Source organism: Martinezella lusitana (assembly GCF_900094565.1).
GTDB classification, from domain to species: Bacteria; Pseudomonadota; Alphaproteobacteria; order Rhizobiales; family Rhizobiaceae; genus Rhizobium; species Rhizobium lusitanum.
Map to the genome: position 1 here is coordinate 164,072 of NZ_FMAF01000006.1, position 22,902 is coordinate 186,973.

At 60.9% G+C, this 22,902-nt stretch carries 24 protein-coding genes; 10 read left to right on the forward strand and 14 right to left on the reverse strand.

Features of this window, described 5'->3' with window-relative positions:
- Positions 1 to 83 precede the first annotated feature (83 nt).
- Positions 84 to 1,211 carry an ATP-dependent DNA helicase gene (locus GA0061101_RS15875; protein ID WP_037202659.1) on the reverse strand — a complete coding sequence of 376 codons (1,128 nt, stop codon included), beginning with the start codon at positions 1,209 to 1,211 and terminating at the stop codon, positions 84 to 86.
- A 152-nt stretch (positions 1,212 to 1,363) separates the two neighbouring features.
- On the opposite strand from GA0061101_RS15875, the gene GA0061101_RS15880 reads away from it, so the two are divergent.
- Genes GA0061101_RS15880 through GA0061101_RS15890 form a run of 3 tightly spaced genes read left to right on the forward strand, consistent with a single transcriptional unit; the run spans position 1,364 to position 3,082 of the window.
- A complete protein-coding gene (locus GA0061101_RS15880; protein WP_047558010.1) occupies positions 1,364 to 1,744 on the forward strand; it encodes a COG4315 family predicted lipoprotein in 381 nt (126 codons plus the stop codon).
- A 25-nt stretch (positions 1,745 to 1,769) separates the two neighbouring features.
- Entirely contained in the window at positions 1,770 to 2,282 is a 513-nt protein-coding gene (locus GA0061101_RS15885; protein WP_047639906.1) for an RNA polymerase sigma factor, read from the forward strand.
- On the forward strand, positions 2,279 to 3,082 hold the full coding sequence (locus tag GA0061101_RS15890) for an anti-sigma factor family protein (RefSeq protein ID WP_092574110.1): 804 nt from the start codon (positions 2,279 to 2,281) through the stop codon (positions 3,080 to 3,082). The genes GA0061101_RS15885 and GA0061101_RS15890 overlap by 4 nt, the downstream gene beginning before the upstream one ends.
- 69 nt (positions 3,083 to 3,151) lie before the next feature.
- On the opposite strand, the gene GA0061101_RS15895 is transcribed toward GA0061101_RS15890, so the two are convergent.
- Genes GA0061101_RS15895 through nthA form a run of 3 tightly spaced genes read right to left on the reverse strand, consistent with a single transcriptional unit; the run spans position 3,152 to position 4,795 of the window.
- Positions 3,152 to 3,478, reverse strand: coding sequence for a nitrile hydratase accessory protein (locus GA0061101_RS15895; protein WP_244655163.1), 327 nt, complete (start codon positions 3,476 to 3,478; stop codon positions 3,152 to 3,154).
- Position 3,479: 1 nt separating this feature from the next.
- Positions 3,480 to 4,169 carry a nitrile hydratase subunit beta gene (nthB, locus tag GA0061101_RS15900; RefSeq protein WP_092574112.1) on the reverse strand — a complete coding sequence of 230 codons (690 nt, stop codon included), beginning with the start codon at positions 4,167 to 4,169 and terminating at the stop codon, positions 3,480 to 3,482.
- Positions 4,166 to 4,795 (reverse strand): nitrile hydratase subunit alpha, encoded by a 630-nt coding sequence (nthA, locus tag GA0061101_RS15905; protein ID WP_092574114.1) that lies wholly within the window; start codon positions 4,793 to 4,795, stop codon positions 4,166 to 4,168. Before nthA ends, nthB begins: the two co-directional genes overlap by 4 nt.
- A gap of 137 nt (positions 4,796 to 4,932) precedes the next feature.
- Between nthA and GA0061101_RS15910 the strand changes: the two genes are divergently transcribed.
- Entirely contained in the window at positions 4,933 to 6,222 is a 1,290-nt protein-coding gene (locus tag GA0061101_RS15910; RefSeq protein WP_092574115.1) for an SDR family oxidoreductase, read from the forward strand.
- Positions 6,223 to 6,224: 2 nt separating this feature from the next.
- A complete protein-coding gene (locus GA0061101_RS15915; RefSeq protein ID WP_092574196.1) occupies positions 6,225 to 6,701 on the forward strand; it encodes a DUF2269 family protein in 477 nt (158 codons plus the stop codon).
- Here the strand turns inward: GA0061101_RS15915 and GA0061101_RS15920 are convergent.
- Complete coding sequence (locus GA0061101_RS15920) at positions 6,693 to 7,286, reverse strand: LysE family translocator (protein WP_092574116.1); 594 nt, start codon at positions 7,284 to 7,286, stop codon at positions 6,693 to 6,695. The genes GA0061101_RS15915 and GA0061101_RS15920 overlap by 9 nt on opposite strands.
- A 219-nt stretch (positions 7,287 to 7,505) precedes the next feature.
- Between GA0061101_RS15920 and GA0061101_RS15925 the strand changes: the two genes are divergently transcribed.
- Positions 7,506 to 8,351: an aldo/keto reductase gene (locus GA0061101_RS15925; RefSeq protein ID WP_092574117.1), complete on the forward strand. Its 846-nt coding sequence runs from the start codon at positions 7,506 to 7,508 to the stop codon at positions 8,349 to 8,351.
- 2 nt (positions 8,352 to 8,353) lie between these two features.
- On the opposite strand, the gene GA0061101_RS15930 is transcribed toward GA0061101_RS15925, so the two are convergent.
- The 3 genes from GA0061101_RS15930 to GA0061101_RS15940 form a co-directional block, all read right to left on the reverse strand.
- On the reverse strand, positions 8,354 to 9,388 hold the full coding sequence (locus GA0061101_RS15930) for a capsular polysaccharide export protein, LipB/KpsS family (RefSeq protein ID WP_092574118.1): 1,035 nt from the start codon (positions 9,386 to 9,388) through the stop codon (positions 8,354 to 8,356).
- A 93-nt stretch (positions 9,389 to 9,481) separates the two neighbouring features.
- On the reverse strand, positions 9,482 to 10,054 hold the full coding sequence (ilvN, locus tag GA0061101_RS15935) for an acetolactate synthase small subunit (RefSeq protein WP_037202670.1): 573 nt from the start codon (positions 10,052 to 10,054) through the stop codon (positions 9,482 to 9,484).
- Positions 10,055 to 10,155: 101 nt separating this feature from the next.
- Positions 10,156 to 11,949 carry an acetolactate synthase 3 large subunit gene (locus GA0061101_RS15940; protein ID WP_037202671.1) on the reverse strand — a complete coding sequence of 598 codons (1,794 nt, stop codon included), beginning with the start codon at positions 11,947 to 11,949 and terminating at the stop codon, positions 10,156 to 10,158.
- 328 nt (positions 11,950 to 12,277) lie between these two features.
- Between GA0061101_RS15940 and GA0061101_RS15945 the strand changes: the two genes are divergently transcribed.
- Positions 12,278 to 14,314, forward strand: coding sequence for an ATP-binding protein (locus GA0061101_RS15945; RefSeq protein WP_037202672.1), 2,037 nt, complete (start codon positions 12,278 to 12,280; stop codon positions 14,312 to 14,314).
- A 9-nt stretch (positions 14,315 to 14,323) separates the two neighbouring features.
- Here the strand turns inward: GA0061101_RS15945 and miaA are convergent, their stop codons facing one another.
- Complete coding sequence (miaA, locus tag GA0061101_RS15950) at positions 14,324 to 15,220, reverse strand: tRNA (adenosine(37)-N6)-dimethylallyltransferase MiaA (protein ID WP_037202673.1); 897 nt, start codon at positions 15,218 to 15,220, stop codon at positions 14,324 to 14,326.
- Here miaA and serB point away from each other — a divergent pair.
- The 3 genes from serB to GA0061101_RS15965 are packed head-to-tail and all read left to right on the forward strand — an operon-like array spanning position 15,219 to position 17,276.
- A complete protein-coding gene (gene serB, locus GA0061101_RS15955; RefSeq protein WP_037202674.1) occupies positions 15,219 to 16,109 on the forward strand; it encodes a phosphoserine phosphatase SerB in 891 nt (296 codons plus the stop codon). The genes miaA and serB overlap by 2 nt on opposite strands.
- 34 nt (positions 16,110 to 16,143) lie before the next feature.
- Positions 16,144 to 16,707 (forward strand): GNAT family N-acetyltransferase, encoded by a 564-nt coding sequence (locus GA0061101_RS15960; RefSeq protein ID WP_037202675.1) that lies wholly within the window; start codon positions 16,144 to 16,146, stop codon positions 16,705 to 16,707.
- The gene (locus tag GA0061101_RS15965) at positions 16,704 to 17,276 is read left to right on the forward strand and encodes a GNAT family N-acetyltransferase (RefSeq protein ID WP_037202874.1); all 573 of its coding nucleotides are present in this window, start codon (positions 16,704 to 16,706) and stop codon (positions 17,274 to 17,276) included. Before GA0061101_RS15960 ends, GA0061101_RS15965 begins: the two co-directional genes overlap by 4 nt.
- A gap of 5 nt (positions 17,277 to 17,281) precedes the next feature.
- Here the strand turns inward: GA0061101_RS15965 and GA0061101_RS15970 are convergent, their stop codons facing one another.
- The 5 genes from GA0061101_RS15970 to GA0061101_RS15990 all read right to left on the reverse strand — a co-directional run bounded on the left by GA0061101_RS15970 (position 17,282) and on the right by GA0061101_RS15990 (position 22,880).
- The gene (locus GA0061101_RS15970; RefSeq protein ID WP_037202676.1) at positions 17,282 to 18,994 is read right to left on the reverse strand and encodes a DegQ family serine endoprotease; all 1,713 of its coding nucleotides are present in this window, start codon (positions 18,992 to 18,994) and stop codon (positions 17,282 to 17,284) included.
- Between the two features lie 193 nt (positions 18,995 to 19,187).
- Positions 19,188 to 20,129, reverse strand: a complete 942-nt coding sequence (gene hflC / locus GA0061101_RS15975; RefSeq protein WP_037202677.1) for a protease modulator HflC — start codon at positions 20,127 to 20,129, stop codon at positions 19,188 to 19,190.
- The gene (hflK, locus tag GA0061101_RS15980; protein WP_037202678.1) at positions 20,129 to 21,256 is read right to left on the reverse strand and encodes an FtsH protease activity modulator HflK; all 1,128 of its coding nucleotides are present in this window, start codon (positions 21,254 to 21,256) and stop codon (positions 20,129 to 20,131) included. Before hflK ends, hflC begins: the two co-directional genes overlap by 1 nt.
- Positions 21,257 to 21,419: 163 nt before the next feature.
- Positions 21,420 to 21,938 carry a dihydrofolate reductase gene (locus GA0061101_RS15985; RefSeq protein WP_037202679.1) on the reverse strand — a complete coding sequence of 173 codons (519 nt, stop codon included), beginning with the start codon at positions 21,936 to 21,938 and terminating at the stop codon, positions 21,420 to 21,422.
- Between the two features lie 105 nt (positions 21,939 to 22,043).
- On the reverse strand, positions 22,044 to 22,880 hold the full coding sequence (locus GA0061101_RS15990; protein WP_092574120.1) for an NAD(P)-dependent oxidoreductase: 837 nt from the start codon (positions 22,878 to 22,880) through the stop codon (positions 22,044 to 22,046).
- Positions 22,881 to 22,902 lie beyond the last annotated feature (22 nt).

Consider the following 22,902-nt stretch of genomic DNA (forward strand, 5'->3'; position numbering starts at 1 on the left):
GAAGCGCTCGGCGGTCCATCACCGCCCAGTGACACCCGGACAGAGGCTGACCCTATCGCGGTTTGCACAGAAAAAAAGCGGTTCTAGCGGACGATGGTCAGCGTCTCGGCGGCGCGGGTGATGGCCGTATAGAGCCACCGTTCGCGCGTATCGCGGAACGCCCAACTCTCATCGAACAGCACCACATTGTTCCATTGCGAGCCCTGCGCCTTGTGCACCGTCAGGGCATAGCCGTAGTCGAACTCGTCGTAACGCTTGCGCGTCGACCAGGGGATCTCGCCCTCGACATCCTCGAAGGCCTGCTTCAGCAGCTTGATCTTTGCGGCACCCCTGTCCATGTCGTCGTCTTCCGGGCGCACCAAAAGATTGATACCCGGTTTCGCCGTTTCCCTGGATGAGGTCATGACCTGCCAGAGTGAGCCGTTGAGCAGGCCCTTGGCGGGATCGTTGCGCAGGCAGACGAGCTTATCGCCGGATTGTGGATACTCGGCCGTAAAGCCCTTGAGCTCGCGCAGACGTTGATTGTAGCGTTTGCGGGTGCGGTTGGTGCCAACAAGCACCTGATCCGCCTCCATCACCAAAGGCTGCGTAACCTCGTTCTTCGAAATCACCTGCGCCGTGCCATAGTCGCCATGCATGATCTCCTTGCCCTCGCGCACATGCATGGCGAGTTGGATGATCGGATTGTCGCGGGCCTGTCGGTGAATATCCGTCAGCAGATAATCCGGCTCCTCATTGGTGAAGAAGCCGCCGCCGGAGATTGGCGGCAACTGACCGGGATCGCCGAGCACGAGGATCGGCGTGCCGAAGCTCATCAGATCCTTGCCGAGCGCCTCGTCCACCATCGAGCATTCGTCGACGATGATGAGCGCGGCCTTCGCAACCGGGCTCTGCCGGTTGATGGTGAACATCGGCGCGATCGAGGTCTTGCCGGTTTCCTCATCCTCGACGGCCTCTTCGCCACGCGGACGATAGATGAGCGAATGGATTGTCTTGGCGTTGCTTGCCCCGCGCGAGCGCAGCACTTGCGCCGCCTTGCCCGTAAAGGCCGCAAACAGAACTTCGCCATCGACATTCTCGGCAAAATGCCGCGCCAGCGTCGTCTTGCCCGTGCCGGCATAGCCGAACAGGCGAAACAGCGGTGAACGCCCTTCCTTCAGCCATTTGGCCACGGCCTTGAGCGCTTCGTCTTGTTGCGGCGCGAATTGCATGGGCCGACTTGGCAGGATTCGGCCTCAGGAAGCAAGCCGTAAAAAAACACCTGGCGGGCGGGAATAAAATCGGGGCGGAGCGTGTCTCACATCCGGCAGCGCAGAATGCGAGGCCTGGACGAATACCCGTTCATCACCCGAGGAGAGATATCATGAAGACCGTGACATTCCTGGCTGCGCTCGCCGCGGCATCGGCCTTTGCCACAGCCGCCTTCGCCGCAGCACCGGTAAAGACAGTCGAAAGCGCCAAGGGCAAGGTTCTTGCCGGCGAAAACGGCATGACGCTATACACCTTCAAGAACGACAAGTCGGGCGAGTCCAATTGCAACGGTGATTGCGCGAAAGCCTGGCCGCCGCTCATGGCCGATGGCAAAGCCAAGGCGGAAGGTGCATATTCCATCATCACCCGCAAGGATGGGATGAAACAGTGGGCAAAGGACGGTATGCCGCTCTATTTCTTCGTCAAGGATGCAAAGTCCGGCGACGTCGCCGGCGATGGCTTTAAGGGCGTATGGGATGTCGCAAAGCCCTGACGGGAGCGGAAAGGGCGCGGCGGCAATGCCTTCCGCGCCCGATAGTTTCGAGGCGGAGGTGCTGGCGCTCCTCCCCTCGCTGCGACGCTATTCGCGCAGCCTCGCCCGTTCCGACGCCGACGGCGAGGACTTGCTTCAGGACTGCGTGGAGAAAGTGCTGGTGCGGCGCGGCCAATGGCGCGGGCTGAACCTGCGCGGCTGGGTTCTCACCATCATGACCAATCTCTATCGCAACGGATTGCGCCAACAAGCCAACCGCAATTTCGTCGACATCGACGACAACAGCCATTTGCCTGCGACCGAGACGGACAGCGACCCGCTGCAACGGTCGCAGCTGGAAGCGGCCCTCAACAGCCTGGCCGAGGACTATCGCGCGGTACTGATGCTCGTCGTCGTCGAAGGCTACAGCTATCAGGATGTCGCCGGCATGCTTGATATCCCGATCGGGACCGTCATGTCGCGTCTCTCACGCGCGCGCCAGAAGATGACCAGCCTATTGAGCGCCGACAATGTCATTACGCTTCGGAGACCAAAATGACCGAACGCAACCTGACCGTGACCGAAGCGGACCTCCACGCCTTTGCTGATGGTTTACTGCCGCCGGAGAGACACGCGCAGCTGGAGGCATGGCTTACCGAGAACCCCGAAGATGCCGCTGCGGTCGCCGCGTGGCAGGCCCAGAACGAGGGCATCAAAGCCTTGTTCCAACCATATGCGATATCGAAGGACGGCGATCCGGATCTGATCGCGAAAGGCAAGGAAACTTCGCCGAAAAACGAGGCAGCGCAGCATCGGTTTCGCCGCTTGACTGCGGTCGCAGCCGCGCTGACGCTCTTCCTTGCCGGCGCTGCCGCAGGCCATTTCGGCCCGGATCTGTTTGCGCGGCCTGAATTGCAATTGACCGCCATGGAAGCATGGCCGCAGCAGGCGCATTCGGCCTTCATCGTCTATGCCAGCGAGGTGCGCCATCCCGTCGAAGTCGGCGCGGATCAGGAAGCGCATCTCGCCACATGGCTCGGCAAACGCATGAATGTCGCCGGCCTCAAGGTGCCGGGCCTGCAAGTGCTTGGCTTCCAACTCGTCGGCGGCAGGCTCTTGCCGATCAACGGCACGCCGGGAGCCATGTTCATGTATGAAAATGCCAACGGCCAGCGCCTGACCGTGCTCGTCGGGCACAATACCGAAAATACCACGACCAGCTTCCGTTTCGCCAGCAGCGGAGATGTCGAGACCTTCTACTGGATCGTTGGCAGTCTCGGCTACACCGTGACCGGCGAGATCTCCCGCGAGATGCTTCAGCAGGTTGCGGACGAATGCTACAAGCAGTTCTCGTCCTAGACCAACCTAGGCAGTTGTTTTTACGCAATTCCGAACGGAAAACCGCTGCGCACTTTTCCTGGAATTGTTCTAGCGCTGCGGATCGTTTTCCAGCACGATCGGCTTGCCATGCGGCGTCGCCTCCGCCGCTCGCTGCCAGCTTCTCTGCAGGTCGGCGATCACGTCCGCATCAGCAATGCCTTTCGCCACCAGCAGGCCGGAGAGAGCCGCCACCCAGCAATCGAAATAATCGCTGCCGTCAGGCGCGCGGCCCGGTTTGTGCAGCTCGGCCGAGAGCCGTTCCGCCCATTCACTCCAGGCAAACAAGCCTCTCTCATGCAGATGCACGGTCATGGCGAAAGCTTCGGCAGCCCACGGCTCGGGAAAAACCGGCGCGCCATCATCGGACTTTGGCATTTCAGGCGATTGCGCCAGAGGCGAGACGATCTGATAGGCGCTCAAGATAGCTCTCCCAGGCATCGATGGAGACCGTGAGCGAGGGATCGGCACCCTCGCCCCAGATTTCCAGCGCGTCGAAGACAACGGTATAGACCCATTGCGGATTCTCGCCCCGGCCATGGGCATTGTCATCGGGGAACACGAAGGAGCCTTGTACGGCCTCGACCACGCCGGCCTTGGCGCGAGCATAACGCGGCAGCCTTGTGTGGCCAGTCGGATTGAAATTCCTGGTGCGCACGCGCTCGCCGACGGCAAAGAGCGGTGCGGAATCAACAGGCCGATCGCAAGGACCACCCGTGTTGAGCGCCGCATCGACCATCTCAGCCTTCAGAACCCGCTTCGGCACCGCACCCTGGTGGAGAGAATGGCCGGTTTGCAACTCCTCGGCCGTCGCGAAACCATGCCGCTCCAGCAGCATGTCGATGGCTCGGGTCCAGATCTCGTAGTAGCTGGCGGCAAGATAGTTGGCCGGCGGAATATTCTCGCGCGCATGCCGGCTCTCGTCGATGCTCCAGGCTCCAAAGGCACCACAGGAAAGCGTGATGCCAAGAGCGCGTTTTTCCCACTCGGCATGGAAATACGGCTCGTTCGGTTCCGGCGCAACCGGGCCGAACCCCATTTGCCCGCCGAGATCATGCGGCCCGTTCATATCGCTGCCTCCGGGGATCTGGCGAGCGCCGTTCCGATCATGGCATCGCGGCTGACGAGATCGGCCAATTTAGCCTCGTCCAGACGTTCGGAGCCGGCGGGCCGCTGCGGGATGACCAGATAGCGCAGCTCTGCCGTCGAATCCCATACACGGATTTTCGTTTCCTGCGGCAGCGTCAGGCCGAATTCGGCCAGCACGCTGCGCGGATCGATCACCGCACGCGAACGATAGGCCGGCGCCTTGTACCAGACCGGCGGCAACCCGAGCACGGACCATGGGTAGCAGGAGCAAAGCGTGCAGACGACCAGATTGTGCGTATCCGGCGTATTGAACACCGCGCGCATATGCTCGCCCTGCCGGCCGGTAAAACCGAGGCTCGCAATCGCTGCAGTCGCGTCACGCCGCAGCCAGTCGGCAAAGGCGGGGTCGCTCCAGGCCCTTGCCACCACCTGCGCCCCGTTTCGCGGCCCGATCTTCGTTTCATAGGTTTCGACGATGCGATCGATCGCCGCCGGATCGATCAGGCCCTTTTCCGTCAGCAGCGTTTCCAGCGCTTTCACGCGCGCCTGCATGTCGGAATAACTGTTGTCGTGATCATGGTGATGGTGGTCGTCATGATCGTGCATCATGGATCTCCCTATCGGACGGGACTCGAGCTTAAGCTTTAGCCAGACGGTCGCCAAGCATCTTCTTCATTGTTGCAACCGTGCCTGGATGCCGCAACCCACTGCCTTTGCTAGCGCTTTTGGCTAATCTGCCTGTCATGAACATTCTGATTCTCGGCGCAACTGGTTTCATCGGCTCAGCGGTCGCGGCGCGATTGCACGCGGAACGGCATCTGGTTACGGGTCTTGCCCGCAATCCCAGCCGGGCGCGGATCAAATATCCTTCGATCACCTGGATCAAAGCCGATCTGGCGACGATGACGGATCCTTCGAACTGGCAAGTGCCGCTGAGCGGTCATCAGGCCGTTATCAATTGTGCAGGCGCGCTTCAGGACGGGCTTTCGGACGATCTTGCCGCCACACAGGAAAGGGCGATGCACGCCCTTTATGTCGCAGCCAAACAATCGGCGATCGACCTCATCGTGCAGATTTCCGCGCGTACCGATGGCGGCGGCAAGAAGCAACCATTCCTGACGACAAAACGCAACGCCGATGAGGCACTTGCGGCCAGCGGGCTCAACCATGTGATCCTCCGACCCGCCCTTGTTCTCGGCCGTAATGCGCATGGTGGTACGGCACTGTTGCGCGCGCTGGCCGCCATGCCCTTTGCCTTCCCGCTCATCCATGCCCAAAGCCCGATGGAAACGATCTCGGTCGATGATGTCGCAGCGGCCGTCTCAAAAGCAATCGCCGGTCAATTTCCATCCGGCGCAGATATCGATCTTGCCAACGACGATGTGTTGACGCTCCGCGAATTGGTCACACTTCATCGAAACTGGTTTGGCCTAGCGCCAGTGCCAGTCGTAGCTATACCGGCCGGCCTAGCAAGACCGGTCACATGGGCTGCCGATATCGCCGGACGGCTCGGATGGCGCTCTCCGCTCCGCTCCACCGCTATGGCGGTAATGTCCGAAGGTGTTCTCAGCCGACGGAGTGCGCAACATCGTCTCAGCCAGCGTCTGACGACGGCGGCGGAGATACTCGACGCCAATCCTTCCGGCATTCAGGATGTGTGGTCCGCCCGTCTTTACCTGCTGAAGCCCCTGATGATCGCTGGCCTGGCGCTGTTCTGGATAGTGTCCGGAATTGTGCCAATACTGGCTCCGATCACCGCAAGCCGGCATTTCCTGCCCTTTATGTCTCAGGACATGGCGACGACGCTGACGATCGCAACCTGTTTCATCGACATGGCCCTCGGCGTGCTGATCCTGGTGCGGCCGTTCGCGCGCACGGCGTTATACGGGATGCTCGCGGTCACGCTCGCCTATCTCGCCGGAGGCACCTTACTCGAACCATCCCTTTGGCTCGATCCGCTCGGACCGCTTGTCAAAGTCCTGCCGTCGATCCTGCTGACGGTTGCCACACTTGCGGTATTGGAGGAACGCTGATGCTGCTGGAGGAATTTCTTCGTCTCGCGCATGTCGTCGGCGCCACCGTGCTTTTTGGCACAGGCGCGGGCATCGCCTTCTTCATGGTCATGGCGCATCGCACCGGTGATCCCAAACTCATTGCACATGTCGCTGGCACGGTCGTCATCGCCGATACCATCTTCACCGCGACCGCTGCCATTCTCCAGCCGGTAACAGGCTATCTTCTGGCGCAATCGATCGGCTGGTCGCTTCAGGAGGGGTGGATCGCCTTGTCCCTGCTGCTCTACGTTCTCACAGGGATTTTCTGGTTGCCGGTCGTCTGGATACAAATCCGGCTGCGCAATCTCGCACGGTCCGCGTCAGCGGCAGGATTGCCGCTGCCCTCAGCCTATCACCGGCTCTACCGTGTCTGGTTCGCCTGCGGCTTTCCCGCATTTTTTTCCGTAGTCGGCATATTCTGGCTGATGCTCAATAAACCATCCATAGCGCTATTTTAGCATCGGCCAGAGACTGAGCACCAGCAGCACCGCCATCGTTATGTTGAACCGTTTGAGGCGAACTGGATCGGACAGCCAGTCGCGCAGCGCCGAGCCGAAGCCGGCCCAGGTCGAGACGCTCGGAACATTCACAGCAGCAAAAGCCAGGCCGACCAGCAGCACGCTGAAGAGATAGAGCTGCTCATTGGTGTAGGTCGCCATGGCGGTGACGGCCATCACCCAGGCCTTTGGGTTGACCCACTGAAAGGCGGCGGCACTGAGGAAGCTCATAGGCTGGGCACCGCTTTCCCTCTCGCTGAGGCTGCGCGACGTGCCGATCTTCCAGGCAATCCAGACGAGATAAGCCCCGCCGGCGAATTTCAGCGCGGTATAGAGCAGCGGCACCGTGTGCAGAAGCGCGCCCAATCCCAACCCCACCGCAATCAGCAGCACGAAAAAGCCGACGCCGATGCCGAGCATATGCGGGATGGTGCGCCGAAAGCCGAAATTCACGCCCGATGTAAACAGCATCATGTTGTTCGGCCCCGGCGTGATCGAGGTCGTGAATGCGAACAGAAGAAGAGCCAGAAATGTATCCAGCGCCATGGAGCCTCCCCGGACACCGTATTGTAACAAAGGGCGGCATCCAAAATTTTTCTCGTGATTCTTGTCATGCGCGCCGAGTATGGCGACGCATGTCTGGCTTGACACTAATTCGCGCGCAATCCGAAAGCCATAATGCGATTGTCACGGTGACATCAGCCGTGTCGATTGAAATCCGGCGGAATGAAACTATCCTTCCGCTCTCTGCAGTGAGGACATACCATGCGAGACCCCATTCCTACCGTCACCCTACCCTCCGGTGTCACGGTTCCCGCACTCGGTCAGGGAACGTGGAACATGGGAGACAATGCCGCCCAGGCCCGGGATGAGATCGCCAGCCTGAAGATCGGGCTGGATCTCGGTATGACGCTGATCGACACTGCCGAAATGTATGCCGATGGCGGCTCGGAGGAGATCGTCGGCAAGGCGATCGAGGGGCGGCGCGACGAGGTTTTCCTGGTCAGCAAGATCTATCCGGCCAATGCAAGCCTCAGAGGTGCTGTCGAAGCCTGCGAGCGCAGCCTGAAGCGCCTGAAGACGGATCGCATCGATCTTTATCTGCTGCATTGGCGCGGAAATCATCCGCTTGCCGAGACGGTGGAAGCCTTCGAACACCTGAAGGCGGTCGGCAAGATCGAAGCCTGGGGCGTGTCGAATTTCGACGTTGCCGATATGGACGAGCTTCTAGGCGTGCCGAACGGCGGCAATGTCGCCGCCAACCAGGTGCTGTACAATCTTGCCCGACGCGGCATCGAATATGATCTGCTGCCCTGGTGCCAGGAACGCAGCATTCCGATCATGGCCTATTCCCCTATCGAACAGGGCCGACTGACCCACCATCCGGATTTGATCCGCATCGCCAAGACCTACCAGGCCACCCCTGCCCAGATCACTCTCGCCTTTCTGCTGGACCGCGATGGCGTGATAGCTATTCCGAAATCCTCGAACCCGCAGCGCATCGAGGAAAATCGTGGCTCCGTAGACCTCGACATTACCGACGAGGACTGGGCCGTCCTCGATGCCGCGTTTCCGCCGCCATCGCGAAAGAAGTCATTGGAAATGCTGTAGGCTCAGGCCGCCGCCCTCTGCTGCGCGACGATCAGCTCGATAGCCCGGAAGACGGCGATCTCTCGCCAGTCCGCCGGATCGCGATAGGTCGGATAAAGCGAAAAGGCGGCAGCTGCGATCTGGTCGACGGATCGCAGCTTCGTGCGCCTGCCTGCCAACGCTGCTTTCGTATAGACGCCGAAATGATCCTGCGTCACACCCCAGCCGGCATAGAAGGGTGCCGCGTAGCAGCGAACCGGAATGCCGCGCAGCAGCGCATCGAAACCGAACTGGCTCGAAACCGTCCAGACCTCGTCGACGACCTCCAGGATCGACGCCACCGAAACGGCATCATCGATCAGTACCGCCCCACCCTTCGCGGCAGCGTCATTCGTAAGATATCCCTTACGAAGTCCCGCCATGACATCGGGATGGGTGCGGATCAGGCATTGCGCACCGCTTTTCAGCCCATCGGCAAGCATCCGCTCAAAGGAGGCCTGCGAACCGAGCGCCCTGCCAACCGAGACATCGCCGACGACCTGGTCGACCAACAAAATGCGGCGCTTGCCCGTCCGCTCGACTTGGGGCGGCCGATGCGGCAGGTGATTGTACTTCGAGAGCCTGTTGAGAACGATCTGCTCTCGAATGGCCCGGCCGAGCTCGCCCGCCTCGCCGGCGCCCTCGATCAGACGCTCGAGCCGCGACGACGTGTTTGCATCGACAGGTAGTCCGAGATCGTCAATGACGATGGAAAGCGGGATGGTCCCGGCCTTGCCGAGGCCGACGGAACGAAGAAAGCCGTCCTCCAGATGCCAGTGCGGCAGCCGACGAAACCGGGCGATCGCCGCTGCCGTCTTGGCCGGCACGCGGCCACCCCAGGAAACGATGCCGCCTATGCCAGGCGACAGGGTGGATGCGAACTTCTGTGAACCGAAATAGTGACCGAGCCAAGGGAAGTCGTTACGCACGAAGAAGGTAGCGCCGAGGCGCATTCCGGCCGGCGGATGCCAATGCTTCTCGCCGAGATCAGGCAAAATTTCCCCGACGACGAATGCCACCCTTCTTACCCCGCTGCAAATGCGGCCATCGATCCGGCCCGAGCGTCGCAAAGGCTAGGCGACGCCCGCAAACCGGTCAACGACGGATAGGTGTCACATACCCTGCGGGCCGCGATTCATCGCCGCGATGCCCGTACGGCATACCTCGATGAGACCAAGCGGCTTGATGATGGCGATAAACTGATCGATCTTCGACGACTTGCCGGTGATCTCGAGAATGAAGTGCTCGACGGTCGCATCCACTACCTTGGCGTGGAAGGCGTCTGCCAGCCGCAATGTTTCGGCACGCAGCTCCCCGCTTCCGGTCACCTTCAGCAGCGCCACTTCGCGCTCGATCGGCCGCTCCTGGCCGAGTTCGCGGGCGCGCACCGTGAGATCGACGACGCGGTGAACCGGAACGATGCGTTCAAGCTGCGCCTTGATCTGCTCCAGCACCTGCGGCGTGCCGCGCGTTACCACGGTGATCCGCGACAGATGCGCCTGATGCTCGGTCTCCGAAACCGTAAGGCTTTCGATGTTGTAACCGCGACCGGAGAACAGGCCGATGACGCGGGCAAGCACGCCAGGCTCGTTGTCAACAAGCACCGAAAGCGTGTGGCTCTCCGCTGCCGCCGTTTCCGGCGAGATGAAGTAGGCGGAGCCCGTGGGTTGAAGGTGTGCGTTCATTGTCCTTGTTCCGTTTCCTCAGTTCTTGTTCGGTGTGCCAACTCGACATTGGTAAGCTCGACGGTCCGGGACGCGGCGTCTGCCGCGCCCCGGCCATTCGATCAGACCAGCTGACGGCCCTTGGCGTCGATGGCGTTGGCGACGGCTTCGTCGGTGGCCTCGTCCGGCAGCAGCATCTCGTTATGCGCCTTGCCCGAGGGGATCATCGGGAAGCAGTTGGCGAGATTGGCAACGCGGCAATCGAAAATGACCGGCTTGTCGACGTCGATCATCTCCTGGATCATCGCATCGAGATCGCCGGGCTTTTCGCAACGCAGGCCGACCGCACCATAGGCTTCCGCCAGCTTGACGAAATCGGGCATCGCTTCCGTATAGGAATTCGACAGGCGGTTGCCGTGCAGCAGCTGCTGCCACTGGCGCACCATGCCCATGTACTGGTTGTTCAGGATGAAGATCTTGATCGGCGCGTTGTGCTGGATCGCCGCCGACATTTCCTGAATGCACATCTGGATCGAGGCATCGCCGGCAATATCGATGACCAGGCTCTCCGGATGGGCGATCTGCACGCCGAGCGCTGCCGGCAGGCCATAGCCCATGGTGCCGAGGCCGCCCGAGGTCATCCAGCGGTTCGGCTCCTCGAAGCCATAGAACTGGGCCGCCCACATCTGATGCTGGCCGACTTCGGTCGTGATGTAGGTGTCGCGATGCTTGGTCAGTTCGTAGAGGCGCTGAATGGCATATTGCGGCATGATGACATCGTCGCTCGGCTTGTAGGCGAAGGAATTGCGCGCGCGCCAGCGAGCGATGTTTCCCCACCAGTCGCCAAGACGATCCGCGGCCGGCTTCTGGGGCAATGCCCGCCACAGGCGAACCATGTCTTCGAGAACATTGCCGACATCGCCGAGAATGCCGACATCGACGCGAACGTTCTTGTTGATCGAGGACGGATCGATATCGATATGGATCTTCTTCGAATTCGGCGAGAAGGCGTTCAGGCGGCCGGTAATGCGGTCGTCGAAGCGCGCGCCGATACAGACCATGACGTCGCAATCATGCATCGCCATGTTCGCCTCATAAGAACCATGCATGCCCAGCATGCCGAGCCAGTTCTTGCCGGACGCCGGATAAGCGCCGAGGCCCATCAGGGTCGACGTGATGGGGAAGCCGGTCAAGTCGACCAGCTCCCGCAGCAGCTTGCAGGCTTCGGGGCCGGAATTGACGACGCCGCCGCCGGAATAGATGATCGGCTGGCGCGCATTCTTCATCAGTTCGATGGCCTGGTTGATCTTGTTCAGATCGCCCTGAACCTTGGGCTGATAGCTCTTCTGGACATCATGCGCTTCCGGCGGCGTGTAGGTGCCGGTAGCGAACTGGACATCCTTCGGAATGTCGACGACGACCGGGCCTGGACGGCCTGATTGCGCGATACGGAAGGCTTCGTGAATGACGGCTGCGAGCTGGTTGACATCCTTGACCAGCCAATTGTGCTTTGTGCAGGGCCTGGTGATGCCGACCGTGTCGCATTCCTGGAAAGCGTCGGAGCCGATCAATGAGGTCGGAACCTGACCGGTCAGGCAGACCAGCGGGATCGAGTCCATCAGCGCGTCCTGCAGCGGCGTGACCGCATTCGTTGCGCCGGGACCGGAGGTGACCAGCATGACGCCGACCTTGCCGGTCGAGCGGGCATAACCTTCGGCCGCATGACCGGCGCCCTGCTCGTGGCGTACGAGAATGTGCTGGATATCGTCCTGCTGGAAAATCTCGTCGTAGATCGGAAGCACCGCGCCGCCCGGATAACCAAAGATGTGTTCGACGCCATTGTCCTTGAGCGCCCGCAACACGATCTCCGCGCCTGTCATTCGATTGTCGCTCGCCTGATTATCTGTGCCGGTCATACGTTTGTTCCGCTATCTGCTGGAGGTTTGGAAAGATGAAATCTCGATTTCGGGCATAAAAAAAGGCTCCTTGGGGAGCCTGTCGTCTAGCGCATGGGTGGCTGTCGCCGGATGGTTACACCATCCTGCCCATGCGCTTTCCCACCACGATAAGAACCGTCGAAATTTTCATGGGGTCGAGTGATAGACAGAAAATTTCGAAGCGTCAACGCATCAAGCAATAAAAAATCGCGCCCTCTCCCGATCCAAGTAAAAAGCATGGCTTGCCTACAGGATTTTGTTAAGCCGCCGACCCTATGCTCCGCTATCTAACGCTCGAGGTAGCCGTTTGCTCAATAATGATCTGCAGACGTCCGGCAAGGCTGGAGATTTTGATCGCCGCGACAAACTAAAGCCGGGAAATCGCTTTCTCGGTCGCGTTGTCGCGTGCAACGGCTCCAGCGCGACCATTGCCGCCGTCGCCGAGAATGGCGGCACCGATCTCACGGAACTTTGGTCCGTCGGCAAGCTGATCTCCATCAGCGTCGGGGCAAATCGCGTCGCCGCCATGGTCTACGCCATGAACACCAGCAACATCGGCTGGGGCGAAGAGCAGGACAACCTCTTCCGTATCGAAGTGGAGCTGCTGGGCGAAGTCCGTGTCGAGCCCGATGGCCGCGAGGAATTCTCAAGCGGCATTTCCGCTTATCCTTATCTCGGCGCCATCGCGCATCGCATCCGCGCCAGCGACCTGATGCGTATTTTCGATGCCGGCAAGGACAGCAGCTGCGTCATCGGCAAGCTGACGCAGGACGAAAGCATCGATGCCGCCATCCACATCCCGTCGATGCTGTCGAAACATTTCGCCGTGGTCGGCTCCACAGGCGTCGGCAAATCGACCGCCGTCTCGCTTCTGCTGCATAAGGCAATAGGCGCCGATCCGAAGCTGCGGGTGCTGATCCTCGACCCGCACAACGAATTCGCCGCCGCCTTTCCGAGGCACTCCGTCGTCATCGATACCGATACGCTCGACCTGCCCTTCTGGCTGATGCGGCTCGAGGAATTCAGCGAAGTCGTCTTCCGTGGCCGTCCGGCGGTACCGGAAGAGCTCGATGCGCTGCGCGATCTCATTCCGGAGGCAAAACGCGCCTTTCGCGGCAGCGATTCAACCTTGATGCGTCGCCAGTCGGAAAAAGCATCGGTGACGGCGGATACGCCGGTTCCCTATCGCATGGCCGACCTGCTGGCGCTCATCGACGAACGCATCGGACGGCTGGAGGGGCGCCAGGAAAAGCCGCACCTGCGCTCGCTGAAAATGCGCGTCATCTCGGCAATCAACGATCCGCGCTATAATTTCATGTTCTCCAACAACACGATCACCGATACCATCATGGAGACCATTGCCGAGATCTTCCGCATTCCGGGCGATGGTAAGCCGATTTGCACCTTCCAGCTCGCCGGAATTCCTTCGGAAGTCGTCAACTCCGTCGCGTCAGTCCTATGCCGCATGGCGTTCGAGCTGACGCTCTGGAGCGATGGCGCGATCCATATGCTCGTCGTCTGCGAGGAAGCGCATCGCTATATCCCCGCCGATCCGACGCTCGGCTTCCTGCCCACTCGGCAGGCCATTTCCCGCATCGCCAAGGAGGGACGCAAATACGGCGTTTCGCTTGGCATCATCACCCAGCGTCCGGGCGAACTCGACCAGACGATCCTGTCGCAATGCTCGACACTGTTCGCCATGCGCCTTGCCAACGATCGCGACCAGGAAATCATCCGTTCGGCCATACCGAACTCCTCCATATCGACGACGAGCTTTCTGTCATCCATAGGCAACGGCGAAGCCATCGCCTTCGGCGAAGCCATTGCCGTGCCGATGCGCATGCGTTTTTCCCGCGTGGCGGAGAATTTGCTGCCGAAAGCCAATGGCAGCGTGGCGAAAGCCAGCGAGGAATCACCTGACACCGTCGACCTGCGGACCATTGTCAGCCGCATGCGCTCGATCTCCGCTCCCGATATTTCCGCCCTGCAGCAGAGCTACAATGCCGCGAGTGAAGTTATGCCTGAGATCAGGAACGATCTTGGCGATGCCCCTATCGAACAATCCGCAAGGCGCCTGATCGAGGCGACCTTGCCATCGATTGAACCCTATCGCCCGGACATGCTGCCGCGCGCCGACGCTCTGCCGCAGACGGCGGCCTCTATGCAGACATCGATCGACAGCAAGCTCGCGGAACTGCGCCGCGAAATCCGTGGCGACGACACGACTGGCGCTCGCGCGATGCCGACGAGAGACCCCGCTCCGTCCCTGCGGCGGGAGCCCGGCCTTTCGCTGCGCGACAGTATCCTGAAGAAGCCGCTGAGCAGTCTTTACGACAAGGATTGACCGGTCAGCCTATGGGCTGATGCGCTCCCAGCTTTCGTCCATCTGATTGCGAAACCACGTCATCTGCCGTTTGGCATATTGCCGTGTAGCTGCCGCTCCGGTTTCCAGAACGTCCTCTCGCGTCATCTCGCCTCTTAGCATCGCGGCAATCTGCGACACGCCGATCGCCTTCATGACCGGCATCTCCGACGACAGTTCCAGCGCCAGCAGGGCCCGCACTTCGTCCGCAGCCCCCATCGCCAGCATCTTTTCAAAGCGGCTGTTGATGCGCTCGTGCAGCAAGGCACGGTCCGGCAACACCACGATCTTCCGGGCGCGCTCAGGATCGATCACGACTGGCCCGGTCTTCCCCTGAAAGGCGGCGATGGATTGGCCTGTCGCTTCAATCACCTCCAGGGCGCGAACGATGCGCTGGCCGTCCTGAGGATTGAGAGTCTCAGCAACGGCACCGTCGCGGTCGGCAAGCTCGCGATGCAGCGCTTCGGCTCCCTCCGCGAGGAGTCGTTCCCGCAGACGGCTTCGAATCTCGACGGGAATCTCAGGCATGTCGGAAAGACCACCTGTCAACGCTTTGAAGTAAAGCCCTGTTCCGCCGACGAAAACAGGTATTCGCCCCTCATCGCGCAATCGTTCCACCAATGCGGCGGCCTCGCGCAGCCAGACGCCGGTGGAATAGGCTTGCGCTGCCGGCACATGACCATAAAGATGGTGCGGAATGCCCTCCATATCCGCCTGCGAAGGCCGAGCAGTCAGCACGCGTAACGTATCATAAACCTGCATGCTGTCGGCATTGATGACCACGCCGCCATGCGCACGCGCCAATTCAACCGCCAGTGCGGACTTGCCGCTGGCGGTCGGCCCGGTTATCAGGATCGCGTCGATATCGCTCACAAGGTTTCTGCTCATGGCCTTCGTTGCCACGCTTATTGCCAATCCGTCAAATCCCGTTCTTGCTCCGGCCATCGCTGAACAGGCAGCAGATGCCGTCAAGGCCTCAGGGCTCTATTGGCTGGCCGACGGCATCGCTTGCGATATCGCGCTGCGCGACGATGCCGACCTGCGGGCGGCGGAAGCCAACATCCTCGCCGTCATCGGCGGCGCGCCGATCGACCTGGTGATCCAGGAAGCCGAAACACGGCGCAAGAAACTGCTGATCGCCGACATGGACTCGACGATGATCGGCCAGGAATGCATCGACGAACTCGCGGCCGAAGTCGGCCTGAAGGAGAAGGTCGCCGACATCACGGCCCGCGCCATGAACGGCGAAATCGCCTTCGAGCCCGCCCTGCGCGAGCGTGTGGCCCTGCTGAAGGGCCTGCCGATTTCCGTGGTCGACGATGTCATCGCAAAACGCATCACCCTGACGCCGGGCGGTCCTGAGCTGATCGCCACGATGAAGGCGAAGGGGTATTACACTGCCCTCGTTTCCGGCGGCTTCACCGTCTTTACGAACCGCATCGGCGCGACATTGGGCTTCGACGAGGATCGCGCCAATATCCTGCTGGAAGAAAGAGGCGTCCTCACCGGCCTCGTCGAAGAACCGATCCTCGGCAAGCAGGCCAAGGTGGATGCGCTGACCGAGATCGCCGAAAAACTCGGCATTTTGACCGACGACGCGCTCGCCGTCGGTGACGGCGCCAACGATCTCGGCATGTTGCAGCTCGCCGGCTCCGGTGTCGCACTGCACGCCAAACCAACGGTTTCGGCACAGGCTCGCATGCGCATCGATCACGGCGATCTGACCGCCCTGCTCTATCTCCAGGGCTATCGAAAGAGCGACTTCATCAAACCATAGAAACGGCGGAAGCCGCCAATATCGGGTGCCATCGATGATCATCACCGAAACCGAACGCCTCATCATCCGCAACTGGCGCGAGACGGACCGCGATCTGGTCTTCGAGATCAATTCCGACGAGGCTGTGATGGAGTTCTTTCCCTTCCGCCGCAACCGTGCGGAAGCCGATGCCTTCTTCGACCGCGTCCACTCGATGATCGCCGAAACCGGCCTCGGCTTCTATGCACTGGAGGAAAAAGCCAGCGGCGAGACGATCGGCTTTTGCGGGCTGGCACGTGTCGATCACCTTGAGCCCCCCATAGCCAAGGGCACAATCGAAATCGGCTGGCGGCTCGCGGCTCGCTACTGGGGCAAGGGATTTGCCAGCGAGGCAGCGCGGGCGCTGCTCGCGCTTGGCTTCGAAAAGCTCGGTCTCGACCAGATCGTTTCCTTTGCCGTGCACGACAATACCAGGTCGACCTCCGTGATGGAGCGGATCGGCATGCATCGCGTCGCCGGTGGCGATTTCGACCATCCCAACGTGCCGGACACCTACCCACATTTGAAACGGCACGTGCTCTACCGCCTGACTGCGGATGAATGGCGCGTCGGGCGATGACCCTCCTCGAGACGTCCCGGCTGACCCTCCGGCCCTGCCGGGAAGAGGACCGCGATCTGTTCTACGAGCTCAGCTCCGATCCCGCCGTGCTTGCGTTCTTTCCCTTTCGCCGCAGTCGAGCAGATGCCGATACCGTCTTCACCATGATCCGGAGCATCGTCCCGGAACCCGGCTTCGATCTTCTGGTGATGGCTTTGAAGCAGAGCGGCGAAGCGATCGGCCTTTGCGGGCTGTCGAAGCCGCAGCTCGATCCCTATTTGCCGAAGGACGCGGTGGAAATCGGCTGGAGGATGTCAGCACGCCACTGGCGCAATGGCTATGCCACAGAAGCGGGTCTGGCGGTCCTGCGCCACGGCTTCGCGACGCTGAAGCTTGATGAAATCCTGTCGATCGCCGTTCACGACAACCGTCGCGCCCTGGCGGTCATGCGAAGGATCGGCATGCATCCTGATCCGGCGATCGACTTCGACCATCCGCAGATCCCGGACACGCATCCGCAATTAAGACGCCACGTCGTCTACCGCCTGCGTGCCGCCGAGTGGCGGTCGCAGCGGCAAACGGAAAACTGAAGTGTCTACTCGAGAGCAACAGCGATAAAGCGCAAGTCGCCACTTGGAGACGCAATCATCAACTGCGCGTTTCGGCGCCCTTCCCGCTTCAGCGAGGCCACTTTTTCCGATGCGGCACTCGGCGTCTGCACGAATTCCTGCGCGACTTCGACGACAACATCCCCGGGCTTCAGGCCCTTCTCGGCGGCAGCCGAACCCGGTGCAACTTCCGTGATGACGACGCCATCGACGCTATCGGCGATACCGAAGCTCTTGCGGTTCTCGGCCGTCAGCGTCGCCAGCTTCATGCCGAGGATACTTGTGTTTGCCTGGGCCGGTGGCTGAGCCTGCGGCGACTGCTGCTGGTTGTCACCCTGGTCCTGTCCATCCATGCCATCATCATTGCCGCCATCGCCCCCGTCCGGATTGATGACGCCGTCATGATTGCCGTCGCCATCAGGCGCGAGCTGAGGCTGCTTGTCCTTGTCGGTGCTCGCCGCTGCCGCCTGATCGCTATTTTCCAGCCGGCCAAGCGTGACCTTGACGGTCTGCTCCTTGCCGTCGCGGAAGATGATCACATCCACTTCCTTGCCGACCGGGCTTTCAGCGACGACACGCGGCAGGTCGCGCATTTCAGCCACATCCTTGCCGTCGAATTTCAGGATGACGTCACCTGCCTTGATGGTGCCGTTGTCGACGGGGCCGCCCTTGATGACGCCGGCCACGAGTGCGCCCTTCGCGCTGCCGAGACCGAGACTGTTGGCGACATCATCCGTCACCGGCTGAATACGAACGCCGAGCCAGCCGCGACGGGTTTCGCCGAAATCCCTGAGCTGCTTGACGACGCCCTCGGCCAGCTCCGAAGGCACGGCAAAGCCGATGCCGATCGAGCCGCCGCTCGGGGAGATGATGGCCGTGTTGATGCCGATCACCTCACCCTTCATATTGAAGAGCGGGCCGCCGGAATTACCCTTGTTGATCGCCGCATCCGTCTGGATGAAGTTGTCGTACGGACCGGCATTGATGTTGCGCCCGCGCGCAGAAACGATACCGATGGTCACGGATCCACCCAGGCCGAAGGGATTGCCGATCGCCATCACCCAGTCACCGATCCTCATCTTGGAGGAATCGCCGAACTTCACCGCCGTCAGCGGATGCTTCGGCTCGACCTTGAGGAGCGAGAGATCGGTCTTCGTATCGGTTCCGATCAGCTTCGCCTTCAGCTTCGTCCCGTTCGGGAAGATCGCCTCGATATCATCGGCGCCTTCGATGACGTGGTTGTTAGTGACGATATAGCCGGCCGCATCGATGACGAAGCCAGAACCGAGCGAGCTTACCTTGCGGTTGCTGTCCTCGTTATTCCTGTTCTTGAAGAAATCGTTGAAGAAATCCTGGAACGGCGAATTGTCCGGCACCTTCGGCGTCGCCGGGCCGTCCCCCTCGTCCTTCACCTTCTGCGAGGTGGAGATGTTGACGACGGCATCGAGCAAACCGGAAGCAAGATCTGCAACCGAAGCGGGGCCGGCATTCATCGCCGGGTTCATCGTCATCGTCGGCGTGTCCGCAGGCGGCGTCTGGTTGTTGGTGGCTGCCGGTGCCTGAGCGCCCGCAGCCGCGCCGCTATTCTGCGTCTGCGCATAGGCCTGTTCGGCGCCACCGACGACGGGACCGGCAATCAGCGCCATGCTGGCCAGCAAAGCGAACGAACGTCTGAAAGGCAGGCGAATGGTCGGGGCCATCAGGCATCCTCATCGATAAAGGGAAATCTTGAATAAGCATCAACATAAGGCGGAATGATGAAGCGCGAAATCACCTTTTTGCGAAATCCCCGAACCTCAATCCGACCAAGGCATTTATGGCAAAGGTGATGTCGTTTCCGATAAAGAAAAGGGCCGCCGTGAGGCAGCCCTTGGATTTCAGCGGGTTGACGCCTCAGTTCGCCGGAGTCGTCGTCGGACTGGCCAGCGCCGGCGCGCCGGAATTGGGCGCGGTACCGTTGGGACTATCGAAGAACTTGAAGAAGTCCGACTTGTTCGGCGGCAGGACCAGCGTCTTGCCACCGGAAACGAACGCCTTGTTGTAGGCGGCCATCGTGCGATAGAATTCGTAGAAATTCGGATCGCGCGACGAGGCATCGGCGAAGATGCCGTTGCGCTCGGCTTCACCCTGACCACGCAGGACTTCCGAATCCTTCTGCGCATCCGCGATAAGCTCGACGACCTGACGGTCCGCGATCGCGCGGCGGCGCTGGCCTTCTTCGTTACCCCGTGCGCGGAGGAGCTCGGCTTCCGCCAAACGCTCGGCCTTCATACGATCGTAAGTATTCTGCGACACTTCCTGAGACAGGTCAGTGCGGCGGATGCGGACATCCTCGATGTTGAGACCAAGCGTCTCGGCATCGCGGCGCAGATCGTCGCGCACTTCGGTCATCATCGACGCGCGTTCGTTGGAAAGCGCCGCTTCGAAGTTGCGCAGACCGTAGACACGACGCAGCGAGGCGTCGAGGCGGGTTCTGAGACGGGATTCCGCCGCATCACGATCGCCCGACACCGCCTCGCGGAACTTGCGAGCATCGGTGATCTTGTAGACCACGAAAGCATCGACCTCGTAGAACTTGCCGCCCGACACCTGGACGCGGATATTGTCCAGATCGAAACGGAGTTCCTGCAGCTGTATGTATTGAACGCGGTCAGCATCCATGAAGGCGAAGGGCAGCTTGAAGTAGAGCCCCGGCTCCGCCTTGACTGCGCGGATCTGGCCGAAACGCAGGACGATAGCCTGCTCCCGGGCATTGACCACGAACACCGACGAATAAACGAGCAGCAGCAGCACCGCGAGCGCGATGAGAATGGTTGGTAAACGGCTGGACGTCATTATTTGGCCTCCGGCTGAGCTGCAGTGGCGGGCTTGCCCGCCCGCGTCGCGGGCTGCTTGCCGATGTCGTTCAGCGGCAGATAGGGCACGACGCCCTGCTTGTCGTCGATGATGACACTGTTGGAATTGCCGATAACGGTCTCCATGGTTTCAAGGAACAGCCGCTTGCGGGTGACTTCCGGTGCCTTGATGTACTCGTCGTAGATCGAGATGAAGCGCTGCGCCTCACCCTGAGCTTCCTTTACGACACGATCCTTGTAGGCAGCCGCTTCTTCGCGGATCTGAGCCGCGCGACCGCGGGCCTGACCGAGCTGCTGGTTGGCGTATTGATTGGCCTCTTCAACCTGCTGGTCTTCGTTCTGCTCGGCGCGCTGTACTTCTTCGAACGCATCGGCCACTTCGCGCGGCGGTGCTACATCCTCGATCGGCACGGCAGTAATGGCGATGCCGGCGCCGTAGCGGTCCAGCGTATCCTGGATGATGGCCCTCACCTGAACGGCGATTTCCTGGCGGTTATCGCGATAGATGTCCTGGGCGGGACGGCGGCCGACGACTTCGCGCATGGCGCTTTCTGCAACCTGCTGCAGCGTTTCGTCGGGACTTTCGAGATTGAAGAGATAGGATTGCGGATTGGTTACCACAAAGAGAACCGAGAATTGGACGTTGACGATGTTCTGATCGCCCGTCAGCATCAGGCCGGCAGTCGAACCGGCGGCCGAGCGACCGCCGATATTGCGCTGCTGTTCCGTGACCTTCACGAACTCAACGCGATCCATCGGCCAGAAATGGAAATGCAGGCCGGGCATCGAGACTTCCGTGTTCGGCTTGCCGAAACGCAGTTCCACACCGCGCTCATCCGGCTGCACCGTATAGACGCACTGAATCAGCCAGAAAACACCGATAACCGCAGCGATGATAAGAAAGACGCCCGCATTGAAGCCACCAGGGATAAAGCCTTTCAACCGGTCCTGGCCGCGGCGAATAATATCCTCGAGATCCGGAGGCCCTCCGTTGCCGCTTCCCCGCGGCCGGTTCGGTCCTTGCCCCCAAGGTCCCTGATTATTTCCACCGCCGCCGCCGCCGCCCCACGGGCCACCGCCGCCGCCATTCTGATTGCTCCAAGGCATCAAAACCTCTTTGTTTGTTGACTCCCAGCACCGCGCCGAACCCGCAAAATTAGCAGGCCGCAGCGATTGCATCCCGTTATAGGTATCGACGCACCTGCTTTCAACGCAACTTCAGGAAGTTCGGCGGATTAACTGGAAAATATTTGAATTTTCAGGGCAGCCCTTATGCATTTCGCCTAAAATAACTGACGAAACGCGTCGGATAGGTGTCCTTCTCGCCGGCGGGCACGGCAAGCTCGCTGTCGACCTGCCAAAGGGCGGGATCGATGGCCGGGAAGGAGGTGTCGCCATCCACCTCCGCCTCGACATGCGTGATGAGCAACCGGTCGGCCAGACCGATCGCCTGCCGATAGATCTCGCCACCGCCCAGAATGCAGATCTCGTCGACGCCGCTCTCGGTCGCAAGGCGGGACGCGGCATCGATGGCTTCGCTCAGCGAATGCACCACCGTTACGCCTTCGGGCGAAAAGCTTTCATCGCGAGTGATGATGATGTTCGGCCGGCCGGGCAGCGGCTTGCCGATCGACTGGAATGTCTTGCGTCCCATGATGACGGGTTTTCCGAGGGTCATCGCCTTGAAGCGCTTGAGGTCGGACGACTGTCGCCAGGGCATGTCGCCGTCACGCCCGATAATGCCATTGCGCGAAACGGCAACGACGATGGTCTTGATCGGCTGGGTCATGCTTCCTCCCTCAAACAACGTCACCATCGCCATAGGCGAGTCGGCCTCATGATTCCATTGCATGATAGCGCTGACAGACCTTGGAAAGCACCCACCCGCCTGCAATCAACCGCCATTGTTGAGTTTATCGAGCTGTCCGGCCAGCACGCCGCCATCCTCGCGATCATCCGCCATCTTGCGGTAAAGACCGGCCATGCCTTTGAATATCAGCGCGGCGGGATCATCTTCGCCGAGGAAATCCGAGATCTCCTCCATCTCCGCGACCCAGCGATAGGCTTTCGGATACATGTCTGGGATGCCCTGCACAAATTTCGCATCGAGATCCGGCAGGCTTTCCTGGAGCTCGCGTTTCAGGGCCTCATCCGCTCCGGAGCGGATGGCGGCGAGCAGCATGGCGGTCCCAAGGCCCGTCACGCCCTTGTTGATGCCGGCATAGCACATCTTCAGCGCCGATGCGGCGCCGATCGGCCCATCGATGCGGCGCACCTGAAGCCCGCGTTCGGCCAGCATGGCGCTGCTGTTGGCCGCATCTCCGCTGACATAAAGCTTGGGTCCCTTCTGGCCGGGCTTCGGCGGGCCGCCGATGATGGAACCATCGAGAACCACGCCGCAATCGCTGGCAAAGATCGAGGCGACCTGCACCATCGTCTGCGGCGAAATCGCATTGCAATCCATGAACGTCGTCTTCGTGCCGCGTCGACGCACGGCTGCTGCGATCTGCTCGGCCACGCCGATGGCGGCGGCGGGTGGAACGATGGAAAGGATGAGGCCGGCTCCGGCGATAGCGTCCAGCCCGACAACCTCCATGCCCGCAGACTTCGCTCGATCGATCGTTGTCGCCGAACGGCCTTCGAGATAGGTCAGCACCTTCGCGCCATTCTCGACCAAACGCATCGCAATGGCGCTGCCCATCGCGCCGGCTCCGATGACTGCGATATCCACGACCGATCTCCCTCTTCACGCA

Coding starts and splice junctions, on each gene's coding strand:
- GA0061101_RS15875 (WP_037202659.1), bottom strand. CDS start 1,211: ATGCAATTCGCGCCGCAACAAGACGAAGCGCTCAAGGCCGTGGCCAAA.
- GA0061101_RS15880 (WP_047558010.1), top strand. CDS start 1,364: ATGAAGACCGTGACATTCCTGGCTGCGCTCGCCGCGGCATCGGCCTTT.
- GA0061101_RS15885 (WP_047639906.1), top strand. CDS start 1,770: ATGCCTTCCGCGCCCGATAGTTTCGAGGCGGAGGTGCTGGCGCTCCTC.
- GA0061101_RS15890 (WP_092574110.1), top strand. CDS start 2,279: ATGACCGAACGCAACCTGACCGTGACCGAAGCGGACCTCCACGCCTTT.
- GA0061101_RS15895 (WP_244655163.1), bottom strand. CDS start 3,478: ATGCCAAAGTCCGATGATGGCGCGCCGGTTTTTCCCGAGCCGTGGGCT.
- nthB (WP_092574112.1), bottom strand. CDS start 4,169: ATGAACGGGCCGCATGATCTCGGCGGGCAAATGGGGTTCGGCCCGGTT.
- nthA (WP_092574114.1), bottom strand. CDS start 4,795: ATGCACGATCATGACGACCACCATCACCATGATCACGACAACAGTTAT.
- GA0061101_RS15910 (WP_092574115.1), top strand. CDS start 4,933: ATGAACATTCTGATTCTCGGCGCAACTGGTTTCATCGGCTCAGCGGTC.
- GA0061101_RS15920 (WP_092574116.1), bottom strand. CDS start 7,286: ATGGCGCTGGATACATTTCTGGCTCTTCTTCTGTTCGCATTCACGACC.
- GA0061101_RS15925 (WP_092574117.1), top strand. CDS start 7,506: ATGCGAGACCCCATTCCTACCGTCACCCTACCCTCCGGTGTCACGGTT.
- ilvN (WP_037202670.1), bottom strand. CDS start 10,054: ATGAACGCACACCTTCAACCCACGGGCTCCGCCTACTTCATCTCGCCG.
- GA0061101_RS15940 (WP_037202671.1), bottom strand. CDS start 11,949: ATGACCGGCACAGATAATCAGGCGAGCGACAATCGAATGACAGGCGCG.
- serB (WP_037202674.1), top strand. CDS start 15,219: ATGGCCTTCGTTGCCACGCTTATTGCCAATCCGTCAAATCCCGTTCTT.
- miaA (WP_037202673.1), bottom strand. CDS start 15,220: ATGAGCAGAAACCTTGTGAGCGATATCGACGCGATCCTGATAACCGGG.
- GA0061101_RS15960 (WP_037202675.1), top strand. CDS start 16,144: ATGATCATCACCGAAACCGAACGCCTCATCATCCGCAACTGGCGCGAG.
- GA0061101_RS15965 (WP_037202874.1), top strand. CDS start 16,704: ATGACCCTCCTCGAGACGTCCCGGCTGACCCTCCGGCCCTGCCGGGAA.
- GA0061101_RS15970 (WP_037202676.1), bottom strand. CDS start 18,994: ATGGCCCCGACCATTCGCCTGCCTTTCAGACGTTCGTTCGCTTTGCTG.
- hflC (WP_037202677.1), bottom strand. CDS start 20,129: ATGACGTCCAGCCGTTTACCAACCATTCTCATCGCGCTCGCGGTGCTG.
- hflK (WP_037202678.1), bottom strand. CDS start 21,256: ATGCCTTGGAGCAATCAGAATGGCGGCGGCGGTGGCCCGTGGGGCGGC.
- GA0061101_RS15985 (WP_037202679.1), bottom strand. CDS start 21,938: ATGACCCAGCCGATCAAGACCATCGTCGTTGCCGTTTCGCGCAATGGC.